The 17,837-nt window shown below is 39.9% G+C and carries 20 protein-coding genes; 11 read left to right on the forward strand and 9 right to left on the reverse strand.

The window, feature by feature from the left end; genetic code table 11:
- Positions 1-12: 12 nt before the first annotated feature.
- Positions 13-1,281, reverse strand: a complete 1,269-nt coding sequence (gene icd, locus H5092_RS07230; RefSeq protein ID WP_138488944.1) for an NADP-dependent isocitrate dehydrogenase — start codon at positions 1,279-1,281, stop codon at positions 13-15.
- A 188-nt stretch (positions 1,282-1,469) separates the two neighbouring features.
- Here icd and H5092_RS07235 point away from each other — a divergent pair, with 188 nt between their 5' ends.
- Positions 1,470-2,273, forward strand: coding sequence for a hypothetical protein (locus H5092_RS07235; RefSeq protein WP_182733212.1), 804 nt, complete (start codon positions 1,470-1,472; stop codon positions 2,271-2,273).
- Here H5092_RS07235 and H5092_RS07240 read toward each other — a convergent pair.
- Positions 2,270-2,821 carry a hypothetical protein gene (locus H5092_RS07240; RefSeq protein WP_182695149.1) on the reverse strand — a complete coding sequence of 184 codons (552 nt, stop codon included), beginning with the start codon at positions 2,819-2,821 and terminating at the stop codon, positions 2,270-2,272. The genes H5092_RS07235 and H5092_RS07240 overlap by 4 nt on opposite strands.
- 371 nt (positions 2,822-3,192) lie before the next feature.
- Between H5092_RS07240 and H5092_RS07245 the strand changes: the two genes are divergently transcribed.
- On the forward strand, positions 3,193-3,360 hold the full coding sequence (locus H5092_RS07245) for a hypothetical protein (RefSeq protein ID WP_002961566.1): 168 nt from the start codon (positions 3,193-3,195) through the stop codon (positions 3,358-3,360).
- Between the two features lie 139 nt (positions 3,361-3,499).
- Positions 3,500-4,342, forward strand: coding sequence for a transporter substrate-binding domain-containing protein (locus H5092_RS07250; RefSeq protein ID WP_154903278.1), 843 nt, complete (start codon positions 3,500-3,502; stop codon positions 4,340-4,342).
- An 84-nt stretch (positions 4,343-4,426) separates the two neighbouring features.
- Here the strand turns inward: H5092_RS07250 and H5092_RS07255 are convergent, their stop codons facing one another.
- From H5092_RS07255 to H5092_RS07275, 5 genes are all read right to left on the reverse strand, one after another.
- Entirely contained in the window at positions 4,427-5,008 is a 582-nt protein-coding gene (locus tag H5092_RS07255; RefSeq protein ID WP_039489966.1) for a YceI family protein, read from the reverse strand.
- A 1-nt stretch (position 5,009) separates the two neighbouring features.
- Positions 5,010-5,561 (reverse strand): cytochrome b, encoded by a 552-nt coding sequence (locus H5092_RS07260; RefSeq protein ID WP_182733213.1) that lies wholly within the window; start codon positions 5,559-5,561, stop codon positions 5,010-5,012.
- A 146-nt stretch (positions 5,562-5,707) separates the two neighbouring features.
- A complete protein-coding gene (locus H5092_RS07265) occupies positions 5,708-6,544 on the reverse strand; it encodes a ScpA family protein (RefSeq protein WP_039489969.1) in 837 nt (278 codons plus the stop codon).
- Between the two features lie 6 nt (positions 6,545-6,550).
- On the reverse strand, positions 6,551-7,171 hold the full coding sequence (locus H5092_RS07270; RefSeq protein ID WP_002961576.1) for an L-threonylcarbamoyladenylate synthase: 621 nt from the start codon (positions 7,169-7,171) through the stop codon (positions 6,551-6,553).
- On the reverse strand, positions 7,168-8,022 hold the full coding sequence (locus tag H5092_RS07275) for an RNase RNM (protein ID WP_138488940.1): 855 nt from the start codon (positions 8,020-8,022) through the stop codon (positions 7,168-7,170). Before H5092_RS07275 ends, H5092_RS07270 begins: the two co-directional genes overlap by 4 nt.
- A gap of 464 nt (positions 8,023-8,486) precedes the next feature.
- Between H5092_RS07275 and H5092_RS07280 the strand changes: the two genes are divergently transcribed.
- The 6 genes from H5092_RS07280 to trpA are packed head-to-tail and all read left to right on the forward strand — an operon-like array spanning position 8,487 to position 15,075.
- Positions 8,487-10,055, forward strand: coding sequence for an anthranilate synthase component 1 (locus tag H5092_RS07280; RefSeq protein ID WP_182733214.1), 1,569 nt, complete (start codon positions 8,487-8,489; stop codon positions 10,053-10,055).
- A gap of 1 nt (position 10,056) precedes the next feature.
- Positions 10,057-10,659 carry an aminodeoxychorismate/anthranilate synthase component II gene (locus H5092_RS07285; RefSeq protein ID WP_182194407.1) on the forward strand — a complete coding sequence of 201 codons (603 nt, stop codon included), beginning with the start codon at positions 10,057-10,059 and terminating at the stop codon, positions 10,657-10,659.
- A gap of 11 nt (positions 10,660-10,670) precedes the next feature.
- Positions 10,671-11,708, forward strand: a complete 1,038-nt coding sequence (trpD, locus tag H5092_RS07290) for an anthranilate phosphoribosyltransferase (RefSeq protein ID WP_039489971.1) — start codon at positions 10,671-10,673, stop codon at positions 11,706-11,708.
- Positions 11,701-13,065 (forward strand): bifunctional indole-3-glycerol-phosphate synthase TrpC/phosphoribosylanthranilate isomerase TrpF, encoded by a 1,365-nt coding sequence (trpCF, locus tag H5092_RS07295; protein WP_002961581.1) that lies wholly within the window; start codon positions 11,701-11,703, stop codon positions 13,063-13,065. Before trpD ends, trpCF begins: the two co-directional genes overlap by 8 nt.
- A gap of 7 nt (positions 13,066-13,072) precedes the next feature.
- The gene (gene trpB, locus H5092_RS07300) at positions 13,073-14,257 is read left to right on the forward strand and encodes a tryptophan synthase subunit beta (RefSeq protein ID WP_002961582.1); all 1,185 of its coding nucleotides are present in this window, start codon (positions 13,073-13,075) and stop codon (positions 14,255-14,257) included.
- Complete coding sequence (trpA, locus tag H5092_RS07305) at positions 14,254-15,075, forward strand: tryptophan synthase subunit alpha (protein WP_024595006.1); 822 nt, start codon at positions 14,254-14,256, stop codon at positions 15,073-15,075. Before trpB ends, trpA begins: the two co-directional genes overlap by 4 nt.
- Before the next feature lie 64 nt (positions 15,076-15,139).
- Here the strand turns inward: trpA and H5092_RS07310 are convergent, their stop codons facing one another.
- Together H5092_RS07310 and H5092_RS07315 are read right to left on the reverse strand one after the other, a co-directional pair.
- Complete coding sequence (locus H5092_RS07310) at positions 15,140-15,718, reverse strand: type 1 glutamine amidotransferase domain-containing protein (protein ID WP_024595007.1); 579 nt, start codon at positions 15,716-15,718, stop codon at positions 15,140-15,142.
- Between the two features lie 358 nt (positions 15,719-16,076).
- Positions 16,077-16,346: an HU family DNA-binding protein gene (locus tag H5092_RS07315; protein WP_007375441.1), complete on the reverse strand. Its 270-nt coding sequence runs from the start codon at positions 16,344-16,346 to the stop codon at positions 16,077-16,079.
- 191 nt (positions 16,347-16,537) lie between these two features.
- Between H5092_RS07315 and H5092_RS07320 the strand changes: the two genes are divergently transcribed.
- Positions 16,538-17,113, forward strand: a complete 576-nt coding sequence (locus tag H5092_RS07320) for an inner membrane-spanning protein YciB (RefSeq protein ID WP_033028426.1) — start codon at positions 16,538-16,540, stop codon at positions 17,111-17,113.
- A 66-nt stretch (positions 17,114-17,179) separates the two neighbouring features.
- Positions 17,180-17,821, forward strand: a complete 642-nt coding sequence (locus H5092_RS07325) for a CPBP family intramembrane glutamic endopeptidase (protein WP_002961594.1) — start codon at positions 17,180-17,182, stop codon at positions 17,819-17,821.
- Positions 17,822-17,837: the final 16 nt, after the last annotated feature.

The following is a 17,837-nucleotide window of genomic DNA, read 5'->3' on the forward strand; positions in this document are numbered from 1 at the left end:
TAATGAATGTGTTTAAAAGTGCTCGATAACCTTCTTTGCAAAGCCAGTACAAGTTAAGGTTGTCGAGTTATGAATACTTGAGTTATCGCTCTGCTCTTGCGCTAAATCAAAGGTTACTTCACCGCTTTTAAATGTTTGCTCTAACGCATTTTCTATTAGTAATGCGGCCTCGTCCCATCCCATAAATTTAAGCATTAACACAGCACTTAAAATACTACTGCTGGGGTTTGCTTTATTTTGCCCTGCTATACGTTCAAACGTGCCGTGTGTAGGCTCAAAAAATGCGACATCGTTATTTAAATTTGCAGCAGGCATTATGCCAACACCGCCAACTTGTGCGCTCAGCATATCCGCTAAAAAGTCACCATTTTGATTAGTCGTCACCACTACATCAAATTGCTCTGGGTGCATTAAACATTGCTGCAGCATGTTGTCGGCTATAACTTCTTTAATAATTAGAGGTGCTTGATTTACTCGCTCTATTTGCAGCCAACGCCCATTTTCATGTGCAGTGGCATTAAATTCGCTTTGTGCAAGTGCATACCCCCAACGCTTAAATGCCCCATCGGTAAATTTAAGTACATTGCCTTTATGCACTAGCGTTAATGATTCACTATCGTTTTTAAGTGCATAGTTAATGGCAAAGCGCATTAGTCGCTCAGAGCCTTCTTTAGATATATTTTTAATACCAATACCGCATTCTTGTGAAAACCTTAAGCGGGTTACGCCCATTTCCTCACATAAAAAATCGAGCATTTTTTCGCTTTCTACACTCCCTGCTTGCCACTCAATACCTGAGTACACGTCTTCGCTGCTATCACGAAGCACTGTTATGTTTGTTAAAAAAGGATTTTTTAAAGGAGAAGGAAGTGCGCTAAAGCCTTTTATAGTTCGCATATTTACAAACAAATCCATTTCTTGCCTGAGTGCAACATTAAGCGATCTAAAGCCACCACCCAGTGGTGTGGTTAACGGCCCTTTTATGGCAATTTTGCAGGCACGTACCGCGTTAATTGTTTCTTGTGGAAACCAGTCACCGTCATACAGCTTTGCGGCCTGCTCGCCATTATAAACTTGCATCCAATGAATTTTCCGTGCACTTTTATAACAATGCTCAATTGCACTATCAACAACGTGGCGCATCACCGGCATAACATCCAGCCCCACGCCATCGCCATCAATAAAAGCAATGATAGGTTCTAACGGTATTTGCCAATGTCCTTGTGCATCAATAGTGATATTTTGGCCGTGCTCAGGAACTTGAATATGCTGATACGTCATGGCTAAAACCTAACTTAAAATAACGATTAATTGATTAAACCATGCTTAGCTAGAGGTGTCTGTATTTGTACTTTTATAGTTACTATCATTTTAAAAAATAAAGAATTAGGCGTGATTATTTATCCATTTAGTTGGTCTTGTATATTAAGCCTGGCGTACCAGTTATTAAATTACAGTGGAGCATTTTAATGAAATACTTTTTTGTACTGCTACTATCAATCAGCTCTTTTAACGTATTAGCCGCTGAAGTAGTCATACATAACCTTAGCTCGCTCTCAAGTAATGCTCAAAATACGGTGTCTACATGGGTTAATCAAAGTGTTGAAAAAACACAAAATACACTGGGGCCTTTAAAGCAAACCACTTTGCCTATTTATTTAAAACCGCAATACTTTGCTTTTGAGCCTGTACCTTGGGCTACAGTTAAGCGCAATAACCCCGATGGGATTGAACTACATATAGATCGCTACGCCAGTTTAAATGCATTCACTAAAGATTGGACGCTATACCATGAACTTTCGCATTTATATTTGCCGCTACTTCCCTACTCCGGTTTTTGGCTAAGCGAGGGTTTTGCCAGTTATATGCAAAACGTAATAATGCGTGACAGCGGTATAATCACCCAGCCACAGTTTTTACAACGTTTAAATGCAGGATTTGATCGTGCCCGCCTGCAAACCAAAACTAAAACACAGCCACTTAATAAGCTCTCTGCCGATATGTGGAAACAACGCGCCCAGCAACGTGTTTATTGGACGGGTGCGGCTTTTTTTGCACAGGCCGACCTTAAGCTACAAAAACAAGGTTTATCTGTCGCGGGTATAATAAAACAGTATCAAACATGCTGTAGACCCGCTCGTTCTAGTGCTAAAACCTTTATAAAAGAGTTAGATAAGTTATCCGGCAGCAGCATTTTTACAACGCTGTATGCAAAATATAATACCCGTACTGATTTTCCTGATATTAATAAAAAGCAGCTAAACACGCTTTAACGGCTGCTCTGTTTTATATAGCTACTATATTCAACCAGCCCTTGCGCATTAAAATTGGTTGAGTACTCGTTCATAAAACCATGCAAAAAATTGGTTTTATAGCACTTAACACCCGCTTTGGTGCTTAAAGCTTTAATAACTTCATCAACATTAAAGTGACTCTCACTTTCTGGGAATATGAATTCACAGGGTACATTTGCATCTAACGCTAAATAATTACGAATTTGCGACGGATAAAAGCCAATTAACTTTTTAAGGTGTGTATTGCCTGTTAATAACTGTGCCCGCCATGCTGCACTTGCCCCTGCGCTAAACGCAATACATGTGGTCGGCACTTTTAAACTCTCAAAGCATTCTAGAAGTTTGTCCGTGTATTTGTCATGGCCACACTGCTGTATAAAATTATTATAACTATCTTGTTCACTTTCAATAGCTTGAATCTTGTTATTGTATGGGTCAACAATCACTAAATTTGAACTAATTGCCTGTGATAACTTACTTAAAGCAGGGGTTAAACCATAAATATCACTCACTATTAGGTAATTCATACTTATCCTTTGGTAACTAAAAATGGGCTTTGTAAGCAGTTGATAAGATTTATTATAAATATTTTTATAATAAATAGCTTGCACACAATTTATATATAAGTTACCTTCCCTCTCTGGTTTAAAGAAACCGCCGCGGTTAACCATTTACCCTGATCCAGTAAGCCCCGCAAAACGTATATTTGAAAGCTAAGTTATTGTACGGCGAGAACCCCTTGAATAATACCGAGATGATTTTTTACTATCATCGCAAAAGTGTCATAAAGATCGTCAACACTGTAATGAAGCTAAACACAACATCGTTAATTTATTGACTGCAATTTGCTATACAAATATAGCGCAGAATAAATAACAAGAATAAAGTGAGTTTTATTATGTCTTATAAATATAACGGGTCTATGATCCAAATAGCACATCCAGTGCAATCAATTTCAGTAAACAAACATCGTGTAATCTTCAGTGATACACAAGGTTTAAAAAATGCATTATTTCAAAAAGCGAGTGATGCACGCCAGTTTGTTAAGTGGCTAAAAGCTAACTAAGCAACATATAACTTTAATTGCCATTCTATTATTGCAATTATTGATAAGATATTATGCCAGCCTTGTTGCTGGCATTTTACTTTTTAGCCCTTTATTGGTTACAATAGTTTTACAATAATAATTACTGGTAGCTGTTGTAATGCTCCGTATATTTTTAACTTTCTTACTTTTTTTCTGTCTGAGCTCAATAAGCAATGCTAGAACCATAAACTGGCTAGCGCACGATTTTGCACCCTATTATATTTTAAATGGTCAATATCAACACCAAGGCCGTGACGAAAGCATAATTTCTTTACTTGAAAAACAACTTCCTAATATCACCTTTAACCGCATGCTTATCCCCTCAGGTAAAGTAATTCAAGAGCTGTCCAATACTTCAAATAATGTTTGTGCGTTATCGCTTTATAAAAATGATTACAGAAAAGAGCATATTTATTTCACAGACGAAAGCTCAACAACGGGCCTCTCGCCTTCAATAGCAATGCATAAAAAGCTCGCCAAAGCGCTAAATATAGCGGAATCTAAAGAAGTATCACTACTCAATTTAATACAAGATAAAAAACTAACTCTTGGAGTTTCTATGAGCCGCTCTTACGGCCAAGAGATAGATACTTTAATAAACAGTACACCCAACATTGATTTAGTAATTAGACCCACACGCGATAGCCTAGCGAGCCTTACATATATGCTTAACCTAAAACGAATTGATATTTTGCTGGGTTACCCAAGCGAGCATTACTATTTAGCTAAATCAATGCACTTTGAAGAAAACTTAACGCAGCGTCCATTAACCGAATCTCCAGCGCTCAGTTATGGCTTTATTGGTTGTACTAAAAACGAGCAAGGCGCAAAAGACATCGCTATTCTTAATGAGCAGCTTAAAGTTATTAAAAAAACGCAGGCTTATAACGATTTACTTATGCGCTGGTTGCCTGAGGATTTAAGGCCTCTATTAAAGTCACGTATTAATAGCACAAAATAAACAAATTCAAAGTCGCTTAATTTGAGTTTCTGTTAAGCAAAAAAAACGCCACAGTAAGTGGCGTTTTTATATTCAATAACTGTATTACTTACGAACGCCTTCTATTGATAAAATAATATCAACATGAGTAGATGCAGGCCCTAAGTTGTAATCAATACCGTAGTCGGTAAGTTTAAGGCTGGTTTCGCCTTCAAAACCTACGCGGTATCCACCCCACGGATCTTTACCTTCACCCACTTTATCTATTTCAAAGGTAATAGTTTTAGTTACGCCATGCAGCGTAAATTCGCCGGTTACGTCGGCCTCTTCACCATCTTCATCAAATTTAATGCTGGTGCTTTTAAATGTCGCCTTTGGGTATTTATCCACATTTAAAAAATCTTTACCATGTAGGTGCTTATCACGCTCTGCATGGTTAGAATCAAGGCTTGTGGTGTCAATATTTACCATAATTTTTGATGCATCAGGATTTTTAGCATCGTAACTAAATGTGCCGTCAAAAGTATTAAAACGACCATATAACCAGCTGTAACCTAAGTGTTTAATTTTAAAGTTAACAGATGCGTGCCCGCCTTTCGTATCAATTACATAATCAGCTGCATTAGCGGCTGTTGCCGATAACATCATTGCAGCCGAAACGGCTGTGCTTACTAATAATTTTTTCATTTTAATCATCCTTTAATGGTTTGATCATTCTGATTAAGGTTTTATCTTTATCGATAAAGTGATGTTTTAACGCCCCTAGTGCATGCAATACTGCAAACCCGATTAATGTGCACGCGCCATAATAATGTACTTTTCCTGCAATATCGGCTTGGTCATCAAATGCAAAATCAAGCGCTGATACGTTAAATAAGGTAAACACTTCTATTGGACGTCCGTCTGCGGTTGATATTAAATACCCTGCAACAACTATAACGGCCAAAATAATATACATAGCAATATGCGCAGTATGTGCTAATTGGTTCATGCCTTTACTTTCACCTAATGGTTTAGGTTGTGTAGATAAAGCACGCCATAAAGTTCTAAATAAAAATACGGCCACAAGTGTAATACCAATGCTTTTATGTAAATCGAGCGAGCCTTTATACCAGCTATCATAATAAGTAAGCTCAACCATATATAAACCTAAACCAAACAGGCCAAAAATAGTCAACGCCATGAGCCAATGTAAAATAATGGCGACAAGTCCGTAAGATGAAGGTGTATTTTTAAACATGTGTAACGTCCTATAATGCTATGACGTTACAATATAGTGCATAGCCGTAAATGAAAATAACATTTACAAACACTTTACGTGCGTATACGCACAGAACTTTGATAATTAAAGTCAGTTTTTAAAAGTTGAGGATTAAACAGATAAGTTTATAGGGTGGATTGCTCGCTCAAGCTGACATAAATTAAGCTCTCTGGGCTTACTTGCAAACAAGTAACAAGTCCTTCTTTAATGAGCTCAAGCATGGCTATAAAACTAACCACCACACCACTACGCCCTTCATCAGGCGTAAAAAGCGCATTAAATACCACTGCTGAATTTGCTTTCGATAGCTGTTGTAATATTTGGCTCATTCTCTCTCGGGTTGAGAGTACTTCAGCAGTAATTTGATGATGTTCAAACGTTTTTGCTCGCGCCATAACATCACTCAACGCCAGCATTAAGTCTTTAAGTTCAATATCAGGGAGGTTATGACTTGTGTCTTCATTTATTGGCATAGCGGCATGCGCTATAAAAATATCACGCCCAACACGGGGGATATCATCGAGGTTTTCGGCGGCTTTTTTAAATAACTCATATTCTTGCAGGCGTTTAATAAGCTCAGCGCGAGGGTCTTCTTCCTCTTCAAGTTCTTCGTGAACAGGGAGTAATAAGCGCGACTTAATTTGTGCAAGTAACGCAGCCATTACTAAATATTCACCGGCAAGTTCGAGTTGAAACTCGGTCATCATTTCAACATAACTTACATACTGCTCTGTAATACTAAAAATAGAAAGATCGAGCACATCAAGCTTATGCTTTTTAATTAAATAAAGCAGTAAATCGAGCGGGCCTTCAAAGGTTTCTAATATTATTTCGAGCGCATCGGGCGGAATATATAAGTCTTCTGGTTTATCTACAACCGCTTTACCATGCAAAAAAGCCAGTGGCAGCTTCTGCTGCACTGGCTTTTCACTACTTTTTGTATCAGCAGTACTTTCGCTCACTTGTTATTACTCAAACGGGCTTGTATCACCACAGCCAACACGCAATATTTTAACTTCATCTTCCGACAAGTCGATTACTGTGGTTGCTTGCTCGGCTAAATGGCCACCGTGAATAATTAAATCAACGTGTTTATCTAATCGCTCTAATATTTCATCCGGATCAGATTCAGTAAACTGCTGCCCGGGTAAAATTAAAGAACACGACATTAATGGCTCGCCAAGTTCGGCAAGTAACGCACAAGCAATTGGGTGTTCAATTACACGCATGCCAATGGTTTTTTTCTTGTCGTTTAATAAACGCTTAGGGACTTCTTTTGTGCCTTTAAAAATAAAGGTATAAGGCCCTGGCGTATTATTTTTAATTAATCTAAATAGCTGGTTATCTACACGTGCATAAGTAGATAGCTCCGATAAATCACGGCAAACTAGCGTAAAATTATCGTTTTTTTCAATACCACGAATACGCTCTATGCGCTCTTTGGCTTGCTTATTACCAATGTTACAGCCAATGGCATAGCCCGAATCTGTTGGGTAAACAACAACACCGCCTTGTTTAATAATATCAACGGCTTGACTAATCAATCTTGGTTGCGGGTTATCAGGATGAATATGGAATAATTGACTCAAGTTAATGCCCCTTCTTGTCCTTCCCAAACTTGCCAAACACCTTGGCAGTCTTTCGGTAAGTATAAATTTTTGCCAAGCTCTAAATAGCTTGTCGGAAAATGAAAATCAGACCCTTGCGAGCAAAGTAGTTCGTACTCACGGCTGAGTTCACCTAAAAATTGACGTTCGCTTGGCGCCTGTTGAGGTTGTGCAACTTCCATTGCGTCTCCTCCTACACTTTTAAATTCTACTAATAATTTGCGTAGCCACTTGTTTGACATTTGATAGCTACTTGGGTGCGCAAGTACAGCAACACCACCAGCAGCATGTATTGCCTCTACAGCGGTTTGCATGGTGCACCAGCAACTAGGTACATAGCCTGTTTTGCCGCGCCCTAAGTACTTTTTAAAAACACCCGGGAAATTTTTAGCTACACCGCGCTCAATAAGAGCGCGTGCAAAATGTGCGCGCGTAATTTGCGCGTCTTTTGCCAGCTCTTTAGCTTGCTCGTAAATGCCATCAAAGCCATTTTTTGCAAGGCGTGCGCCAATTTCTAGTGCACGCTCTTCTCGCTTTTGCTGCTGAGCCGTTAATAAAGAAGTAAGGTCAATATTATTAATATCAATATTTAAACCTACAATATGAATTTCGAAGCTTTCCCATTTGGTAGACACTTCGGTACCCGTTATTAATGAAAGCGGTAAGTTTTCTGCTTCAATAAATTGCTGAGCAGGCTTAATAGCCGCCACAGTGTCATGATCGGTAATAGCAAACACATCAATATTTTTATCAACAGCGCGATGCAATAATTCTTCAACCGTCAAACGCCCGTCTGAATGTGTAGTATGGCTATGTAAATCGTATTTTATCAAAAGAAAACTGCTTAAAATTAGGGGTTACTGGTGTTTATGTAAGTATAACAACTTTTTTGACTAAATTGTTTTAAATAAACACTTGACACAAAAGCATAAGATACGTTTTACTGTAGCCACTTTCAGACACATTAAGAATTAACAATAATGATCAATTCAAACTTAAACACTATTTGGTGGTGGCACTCGTAATTTTCGGGTGATGAATTGTCGTGTCTAGCAAAAATTCAAAACCCGCAACTATGCGGGTTTTTTTATAACTAAATTTTACGAAACATATACGTTAACAATATTTAATAAATTTTGAGGCAGAAAAACATGAATAACGGTCTTACTCTTACACATCGTTGGTGGTGGCGCCTGATATAGCGGGACGGTAATGATCTGTTTGTAATTTAGATATCGTTATTCAAACCCCGCATTGCAAAAGCACTGCGGGGTTTAATTTTTTGAGGGAATGAGGTTTGATTTTTAGTCATATAACTACCACACCAGGCGAAGTAACAAGCATTACGCAAGCACGCGACTATATTAGTAGCCCTCTTGCATTATACGCGGCACTTGATAAGCCTAACTCACTACTGCTTGAATCGGCTGAGATTGATTCTAAAGACAGTGTAAAAAGTTTAATTTTAGTTGATAGCGCACTGCGCATTGTATGTAAGGGTAAAACGGTAACTGTTAGCGCACAATCTAATAACGGCAAGCAATTATTAAGCTACTTACAAGCAAATGTTAAGAGCTGTGATTCACAATTAAACGACACAACGCTTACACTTAACTACCAAGACACCAGCAGCGATATAGACGAAGCAAGTAAGCTTGTTGCCGATAACGCTTTCAGCGCTCTTCGTACCTGTATTAACAGTATTCAAAGCACTACCGAAAATCCGTTTTCGGTATTTTTAGGCGGTGTGTTTGCCTACGACATGGTGGCAAACTTTGAGCAATTAAGTGATGTACCTGATGGCGAAAACACCTGCCCAGATTACGTATTTTATTTAGCCGAAACCTTAGTTGTTATTGATCATCAAAAGCAAACAACCGAACTCATTGGCAATGTATTTAATGGCCCAGACGTACACGCTAACTGCTTTGAAGTAGGTAAAGAGCTTGAGCGGTTAAATACGCTTTGCGATAACGCAGCAGAATTTAGTGCGGATATGCAAAGTGGCGAATGTGAAGTAAGCGTTGATATAAGCGACGAAACGTATTGCGAGCAAGTTGTTAAGCTTAAAAAGAACATTGTAGATGGCGATATTTTTCAGGTAGTGCCGTCGCGTACATTTTCACTACCTTGCCCTGATTCTTTACATGCGTATAGCCAGCTTAAAAAGCAAAACCCAAGCCCTTACATGTTTTATATGCGCGATGAAGACTTTGCATTATTTGGCGCGTCTCCTGAGTCGGCCCTTAAGTACGACGTAAGTAATCAGCAAGTAGAAGTTTACCCAATTGCTGGCACTCGCCCACGTGGCAAATTTGCTAATGGGCAAATAAACCCCGACTTAGACAGCCGCATTGAGCTGGAACTAAGAAACGATCAAAAAGAGCGCGCCGAGCATTTAATGCTTGTCGATTTAGCCCGTAACGACGTAGCCCGCATTAGTGTTGCAGGTACTCGTTTTGCCAAAGAGTTATTAAAAGTAGACCGCTATTCACAGGTAATGCATTTAGTTTCACGCGTTGTTGGCACACTAAAACCAGAACTTGATGCACTGCATGCTTACCAAGCGTGTATGAACATGGGCACCCTTGTTGGTGCACCAAAAGTACGTGCTGCTGAGCTTGTACGTCAAACAGAAGGTAAGCGCCGTGGCAGTTATGGCGGCGCTGTAGGTTACTTAACCGGTGATGGCGCAATGGATAGTTGTATTGTTATTCGCTCTGCTTTTGTTAAAAATAACATAGCCTACGTGCAAGCAGGTGCAGGTGTAGTGTTTGACTCAGATCCTATTTCAGAAGCAAACGAAACTCGCGCTAAAGCACAAGCGGTTATCACCGCCATAAAATCTACGTATAAGGCGGTATAAAATGAGTAAAGCGAATCCTATTAAAATCTATTTTTTAGATAACTTTGACTCATTTACATATAACTTAGTTGATGAGCTTACGATGCTTGGCTGCGAACTTGTTGTTTACAGAAACAACATTAGCGCTGAGGTTATTTTTAATAAAATGCGCCAAGAGCAAGGCCAAGTACTATTAGTACTTTCGCCTGGCCCTGGAACACCAAGCGATGCAGGCTGTTTAATGGAGCTTATTGAGCTCTCTAAAGGCCACTTCCCAATGCTAGGCATTTGTTTAGGCCAACAAGCGTTAACACAAAGCTATGGCGGAGTAATCGGTCACGCGGGTGAAACCGTACATGGTAAGTCTTCAATTATTAATTTAGGCGAACATCCTGTATTTGATGGTATGGGCAATACAATGCCTGTAGCACGTTACCATTCATTAATGGCAACAAAAGTGCCTGGTAATATAAAGGTTATTGCCCAGTATGAAGATATCCCAATGGCTATTTATCATCATGATGACAACGCATTGGGTTATCAATTTCATCCAGAATCAATACTGACGCCAAACGGCGCAATGCTACTTCAGCAAAGTGTCGCTTACTTAACACGTGCCAAATAATAGAGGACATTATGAGTACACAACCAGAACAACCCATAAATGTTCAACACGCTATTGAACAACTAATTACAGGGCAATCATTAAGCTACGCAGACGCCAAAGCACTGTTTGATGAAATAATGCAAGGTAACATGAGCGAGATTGAGCTAACCGCCCTACTAATAAGCCTTAAAATTAAAGGCGAAGTAAGCGATGAAATAGCAGGTGCTGCAGCCTCAATGCGCGAAAACGCTGTTGCTTTTACTACCAGCAGTACACAACTTGCTGATAGCTGTGGCACTGGCGGTGATGGCTCAAACACAATTAATATAAGCACAACAGCAGCCATAGTTGCCGCTGCTGCCGGTATTAACATGGTAAAACATGGTAATCGCAGTGTATCGAGTAATTCAGGCTCTGCCGACTTACTAAAAGCGCTGGGAATTAATATAGATATGAGCCCAGAGCAGGCAGCAAAATGCCTTGAGCAAACCAATTTTACCTTTTTGTTTGCACCGCACTATCACAGTGGCGTACGCCATGCGATGGGCGTGCGTACAGCGCTTAAAACACGCACTATTTTTAATATTTTAGGCCCGCTTGCTAACCCAGCAGCACCTGATGTGCAATTGTTAGGTGTGTACAATGAAGCGTTATGTATGCCAATGGCACAAACACTTAAAACCCTTGGCACAAAGCGCGCTATGATTGTTCACGGCTCGGGCACTGACGAAATAGCTCTACACGGTCCAACAACGGTAGTTGAGCTGAATAATGGCGAGCTTACACAGTACACACTAAACCCAAGCGACTTTGACCTTGCAAACTATTCACTTGAACAACTCGCTGGTGAAGGCCCACAATACAACGCAAATGCTAGCCTTGCCATCTTACAAGGCAAAGGCACAGATGCACATAATGCTGCCATTGTGGTTAACGTAGCTGCCCTTTTATACCTAACAGGTAAAGCAGAAACGTTAAAAAAAGGGGCAAAGCAAGTACAAACATTATTAAGTTCAGGGCAAGCCATGAACACACTAAATGCAATTATTGAGGTAAGTAATGGCTAATGTATTAGACAAAATTGTTGCTGATAAAAAATTAGAACTAATTGAGCGTAAAGCCGCACGCCCGCTTGAAAGCTTTAAACACCTTGCAGTGCCTACAAGCCGTAGCTTTTACAAAGCATTAGCCGCTCCAGGTACACAGTTTATTTTAGAGTGTAAAAAAGCATCGCCCTCAAAAGGGTTAATTAGAGAGCCATTTGATTTAACCGAAATCACATCGGTTTATAAAAAATACGCCACCTGCATGAGCGTTTTAACTGATGCTAAATATTTTCAAGGCAGTTTTGACTACCTCGAATTTGTGCGCAGCCAAGTAGAACAACCGCTTATATGTAAAGACTTTTTTATAGATGAGTACCAAGTATATATGGCGCGTATTTACGGCGGTGACGCTATATTACTGATGCTTTCAGTACTCGATGACGAAAGCTATAAAGCACTGCACGCAGTTGCCGATTCTCTGAATATGTCGGTATTAACCGAAGTAAGTAATGAAGAAGAAGTACACCGTGCACTTGCGCTTGATGCACAAATTATTGGTATTAATAACCGTGATTTACGCGATTTAAGCACCGATTTAGCCACTACCGAAAAGCTACGCAAACTTATTCCGGCTGATAAAGTGGTTATTTCGGAATCGGGTATTTACACCCATCAAGACGTAAAACGTTTAGCTCCATTATGCGATGGTTTTTTAATTGGCAGCTCACTTATGGGCGAGCGTGATTTAGAGCAAGCATGTCGCCGTGTTATTTTAGGTGACAATAAAGTATGTGGTTTAACACGTACCAAAGATGCACAAGCGGCATATCAAAACGGTGCTATTTACGGGGGTTTAATTTTTCATCCTAAATCGCCACGCTATGTTGATTTAGATTGCGCAAAAGAGCTTAGCCAAAGTGCCCCGCTTAATTTTGTGGGTGTGTTTGTAGATGCCCCAATTGATCAAGTTGCTCAATACGCAAGTGTGCTAAAATTGGCGGCAGTTCAATTACATGGTCAAGAAAGTGACGATTACATCGCTCAGTTGCGTACACAGTTACCTACCGGCTGCGAGATTTGGAAAGCCCAAGCAATAAAAGATGCATTGCCAACGCCTGTAAATGGCGTTGACCGACACCTTTACGATACACACAGCGATACACAAGCTGGCGGTACAGGTAAAGCATTTGATTGGTCGGTGCTTCATGATGCAACCACTCCGTTTATGCTCGCTGGAGGCTTAAATCCAGACAATATTAAAGATGCGCTTTTTAAAGGTGCCTTAGGCCTTGATTTAAACTCAGGCGTTGAAGAATCTGCGGGTAAAAAGTGCCCTAACAAATTACATAATGCTTTTACAAGCATCAGAAATTATTGAGGTTAAAATGCAAAATCCAGCTTATTTTGGCGAGTTTGGCGGTATGTTTGTACCCGAGTTACTTGTCCCTGCGCTTAAGCAGTTAGAAAACGAATTTAACAAAGCACAAAAAGATCCTGAGTTTCAGGCTGAGCTAAGTAAATTATTAAACGAGTATGCGGGTCGTCCTACCCCACTTACTTTAACGCGCAATTTAGTTAAAAACCCAAAAGTAAAACTGTATCTAAAGCGTGAAGACTTATTACACGGCGGCGCACATAAAACCAACCAAGTACTTGGCCAAGCGTTACTTACTAAGCGCATGGGTAAAAAACAAGTAATTGCTGAAACAGGCGCAGGCCAACACGGCGTTGCAACCGCGCTTGCATGTGCATTACTGGGTTTAAAATGTCGAATTTATATGGGCGCAAAAGACGTTGAACGTCAGCAACCAAACGTATTTAGAATGAAGTTAATGGGCGCAGAGGTTATTCCGGTAACAGCGGGTTCTGGCACATTAAAAGATGCAGTAAATGAAGCCCTGCGTGACTGGTCAGCTAATTATCAAGACGCGCACTACCTACTAGGCACAGCTGCGGGTCCTCACCCATTCCCAACAATTGTACGTGAGTATCAAAAAGTTATTGGTGAAGAAGCTAAACAACAAGTACTTAAAGCCGAAGGTCGTTTACCTGACGCTGTAATTGCCTGTGTTGGTGGTGGTTCAAACGCAATTGGTATGTTCACCGACTTTATTGACGAGCCAGGCGTTAAATTAATTGGTGTTGAGCCTGCTGGGAAAGGGCTTGATACAAATGAGCACGGTGCAACAATTTGTAAAGGCACTAAAGGTATATTACACGGTACTTACACGTACATTATGCAAAACGACGATGGCCAAATTGAAGAGTCTTACTCTGTATCAGCGGGTCTTGATTACCCTGCGGTTGGTCCTCAGCACGCATTTTTACACGAAACCGGTCGAGCGCAATACGTGGGTATCACAGATACAGAAGCGCTTGATGCGTTTCAATCACTTGCTAAAAACGAAGGGATCATTCCGGCGCTTGAATCAAGCCATGCGCTTGCTTATGCACTTAAGTATGCAGAAGAGCAAACCGAGGAAAGCGTTTTAGTTATTAATTTAAGTGGTCGTGGCGATAAAGATTTAGCACACGTTCACAATGTACTATCTGAAAGAGGTCAGCTATGAGCCAAGTAAAAACGGATCGTTACGGCAAAATGTTTGCAGCGCTTAACGAGAAAAAACAAGGTGCATTTGTACCATTTGTAACAATTGGCGACCCAGGTAAAGAGCAAAGTGTTGCGATTATAAAAAGCCTAATTGACGGCGGCGCTGATGCACTTGAGCTTGGTATTCCGTTTTCTGATCCGATTGCGGATGGTCCTGTAATTCAAAAAGCCAATATTCGCGCACTTGATGTGCACATTAACACGCAAGATTGCTTTGATGTTATTAAAGAGATACGCGAGTATAACGCCGATATTCCAATTGGATTATTGCTTTACTCAAACCTAGTTTTTAAGCGCGGCATAGAAGCATTTTATAAAGATGCAAAAGCGGTAGGTGTAGACTCTATTTTAGTGGCTGACGTGCCTCTGCATGAATCTAAAATATTTAGAAAATCGGCAATGGATAACGGTGTAGACCCAATTTTTATAGCAACACCTAATGCAGATGATGACACACTTCGCCAATGCGCCTCTTACGGTCGTGGTTATACGTATTTACTATCGCGCGCAGGTGTTACCGGTACCGATACTAAAGCACAAATGCCAGCGGGTAATATTGTTACTAAATTAAAAGAATACCATGCAGCTCCTGCTCTTTTAGGATTTGGTATTTCAACGCCAGATGATGTAAAAGCGGCTCTTAATGCAGGCGCAGCAGGTGCTATTTCAGGCTCTGCTGTAGTTAAAATTATTGAAGCTAACCTTAACGATTTAGACGCAATGACAACGCAGTTAAAAGCATTTGTTAGTGAAATGAAAGCCGCAACCGCATTATAAAAAGTGTAAATTTACGCATTAAAAAAGGGCAATTAAATGCCCTTTTTTGTTTTTTAAAAGCAAATTAGTGAGCTTGGTGTTTACCCTCTAAAATCTCTTCAATAAATTTAGCATTAAATGCTTCTAAATCAGCTGGGCTTCGGCTTGTTACCAAACCTTGGTCTACACATACTTCTTGGTCAACCCAATTAGCACCTGCATTAATTAAATCGCTTTTAATACTAGGAAAAGAAGTAATAGTGCGGTCGCGCAATTTATTAATTTCAGCTAACAACCACGGTGCGTGGCAAATAGCAGCAACGGGTTTGTTTTTTTCTGCACCAAAAAATCCATCAATAAATGCTTTAGCATCTTTATCTTGGCGTAAACTGTCTGGATTAAATAAACCACCAGGAAGCATAAGCGCGTCGTAATCAGCAGGATCCGCGTTTGTAACTAGTTTATCTACTGTTACTTTATCGCCCCACTTGTCTTCATCCCAGCCAGTAATTTGGCCTTCTTTAATTGATACTATTTCGATGTTTGCACCAGCATCAAGTAATGCGCTGCGTGGAGATAAAAGCTCACTTTGCTCAAATCCATCAGTGGCTAAAATTGCGATTTTTTTGCCTTGTAAACGTGTGCTTGTTTGTAATGTACTCATTGAGATCTCCTTATTTTCTTAAAAGGTATATTTAAAATACACAATCAAAAAAGCACGATGCGTGCCGACAACAAGTGATTGAAAATAAAGGAGTTAATTTAAGTGGGATTTATAATGCCATGTAAATCATTTAGAAGGGATGAAAAAACTACATAGATCAGACATAGCTTTGCTACTTGGTGATTTAAATACAGAAGCTTCGCTTCTCGCGTGAGCAAGCTCAACGCCTACAACTAACGCTCGGCATTATGTTTATTTTGTAGACGCACAACTTGTTGGCTTGATGGGCAAAGCCCATAATTTTATGTTTAATAACTCCACGCAAAGCTCAATCAACGACCAAGCTAAGTAATGCTATTTAAAGCAGATCTTTTAACGCCTTAGCTGGTTTAAAAACCGCTTTATTTGCGCCTTCTATTTCAATTGCAGCCCCTGTTTGTGGGTTACGCCCAGTACGCGCTGGGTAATAACTTAGCGCAAAGGTACCAAAGCCATTAATTTGAACTTGATCGCCCTCAGAAAGCGATTTAGTAATGACTTTTTGCAAGCTTGAAAGTGCCGCTTGAGAATCTTTTTTTGTTAATTCACTTTTGTGTGCAATGGCAGCAACGAGTTCTGCTTTATTCATTCTAGGCTCCTAAATACACGCCAAATCAGTGTTGGTTAAGCGTGGGAATATGATGATATGAAAAATACCAAACCAAATTGGTAATAAAGCCACGCAGGCTAAGGGTTACAGGGCAACAAGTCAACCTTGTAGTTGCTAAGCTTTATGTGGTAAAAAGCCTTTGACTCTTTTTTGTATAATTTAGGTAGTATATGCACGCATTAATTGAATACATTCCACTCATACTGTTTTTTGCAGTGTTTAAACTCGTCGATATTTATTGGGCTACCGGTTTATTGATGGCCACTACGCTTATTCAAGTTGCTTATAGCTACTTTAAACATGGCAATGTACCTACTCGTCATTGGATATTTTTTGGCATTGCTGCCGTGTTTGGTACGCTAACGCTGGTACTTCATGATGAGCAATACATTAAATGGAAAGCAACACTGATATATGCAGGTTTAAGTTTAACGTTACTTGTTAGCCGTTATGTACTTAATAAAAATCTCGTTAAAAAAGCGCTTAGCTCAATCCTCGAAAACGCTAATGATACAAAACAAGCCATTGTTGTCCCAGAACCATTATGGGATAAGCTTAATTTAATGTGGGTTGTAATTACTGCTGGCATCGCAGCACTAAACATTTATATTGCATATAATTTTTCGCTCGACTTTTGGGTTAACTTTAAAGTGTTTGGTTTAATGGGTATTACTTTTGTAAGCATTTTTGCCACCATTATTGCCTTGTACAAATATCTCCCTGATGAAGAGGAAACAGCAAAGTAAGCCCCCTCGTCATAAAAGTGTCGTCTTAGCTTGTTAGCTTATTAAAAAAAGCAAGTTGAGACGACCTTGAACGCTAATCAATACCGCTGGTTTGAATTTACCCTCATTTTTATATTGCTGCCCTTGTTGGGTTTTGGATTACGCGAGCATTTAGCTAATTGGCTTATCCCTGCGCTTATTATACTTATGAGTGTGTGTTGTATGTTGCTACTAGGCGATCCCCATTTTAAACGGTTTAGACTCACAAGCCTTGGGCAATTTTCTGCTGTTAAAAGGCGTGTGTTTAGCTTCTTTTTTTTAGGTGCGCTGTTCTCAGGCATGTTTTACGGGATTATTCATCAAGGCAACTGGTTTACCCTTCCCCGTAACTCGTTTAATGATTGGCTTTTACTGCTGGTGCTGTATCCAATACTGTCGGTTATTCCTCAAGAATTAATATTCCGAACGTATTTTTTTCATCGTTATAAACGCATCATGCCAAAAAAAGCAGTGCGTATTGTAGTCAGTGCGAGTGTATTTGCGCTGGCGCATATTGTGTATGCAAATTGGATTGCAGTAGCCTTAGCCTTTTTGGGCGGTTTACTGTTTGCGTATACCTACGCACAAAGCCGCTCAACGGTCGTGTGTGTTATTGAACACAGCTTATGGGGGCTATGGATGTTTACACTCGGGATTGGCAGCTACCTCGATTCAGGCGCATTTAACTAATATAACAAACATTAAA

Source organism: Pseudoalteromonas sp. SR41-7 (genome assembly GCF_014163935.1).
Taxonomy (GTDB): Bacteria; Pseudomonadota; Gammaproteobacteria; order Enterobacterales; family Alteromonadaceae; genus Pseudoalteromonas; species Pseudoalteromonas distincta.

Excerpts from the sequence above, each read along its gene's own strand:
- icd (WP_138488944.1), bottom strand. The coding sequence starts at position 1,281 with ATGACGTATCAGCATATTCAAGTTCCTGAGCACGGCCAAAATATCACT.
- H5092_RS07315 (WP_007375441.1), bottom strand. The coding sequence starts at position 16,346 with ATGAATAAAGCAGAACTCGTTGCTGCCATTGCACACAAAAGTGAATTA.
- H5092_RS07240 (WP_182695149.1), bottom strand. The coding sequence starts at position 2,821 with ATGAATTACCTAATAGTGAGTGATATTTATGGTTTAACCCCTGCTTTA.
- trpCF (WP_002961581.1), top strand. The coding sequence starts at position 11,701 with ATGGCTAATGTATTAGACAAAATTGTTGCTGATAAAAAATTAGAACTA.
- H5092_RS07310 (WP_024595007.1), bottom strand. The coding sequence starts at position 15,718 with ATGAGTACATTACAAACAAGCACACGTTTACAAGGCAAAAAAATCGCA.
- trpD (WP_039489971.1), top strand. The coding sequence starts at position 10,671 with ATGAGTACACAACCAGAACAACCCATAAATGTTCAACACGCTATTGAA.
- H5092_RS07245 (WP_002961566.1), top strand. The coding sequence starts at position 3,193 with ATGTCTTATAAATATAACGGGTCTATGATCCAAATAGCACATCCAGTG.
- trpB (WP_002961582.1), top strand. The coding sequence starts at position 13,073 with ATGCAAAATCCAGCTTATTTTGGCGAGTTTGGCGGTATGTTTGTACCC.
- H5092_RS07285 (WP_182194407.1), top strand. The coding sequence starts at position 10,057 with ATGAGTAAAGCGAATCCTATTAAAATCTATTTTTTAGATAACTTTGAC.
- H5092_RS07255 (WP_039489966.1), bottom strand. The coding sequence starts at position 5,008 with ATGAAAAAATTATTAGTAAGCACAGCCGTTTCGGCTGCAATGATGTTA.
- H5092_RS07235 (WP_182733212.1), top strand. The coding sequence starts at position 1,470 with ATGAAATACTTTTTTGTACTGCTACTATCAATCAGCTCTTTTAACGTA.
- H5092_RS07260 (WP_182733213.1), bottom strand. The coding sequence starts at position 5,561 with ATGTTTAAAAATACACCTTCATCTTACGGACTTGTCGCCATTATTTTA.
- H5092_RS07250 (WP_154903278.1), top strand. The coding sequence starts at position 3,500 with ATGCTCCGTATATTTTTAACTTTCTTACTTTTTTTCTGTCTGAGCTCA.
- trpA (WP_024595006.1), top strand. The coding sequence starts at position 14,254 with ATGAGCCAAGTAAAAACGGATCGTTACGGCAAAATGTTTGCAGCGCTT.
- H5092_RS07320 (WP_033028426.1), top strand. The coding sequence starts at position 16,538 with ATGCACGCATTAATTGAATACATTCCACTCATACTGTTTTTTGCAGTG.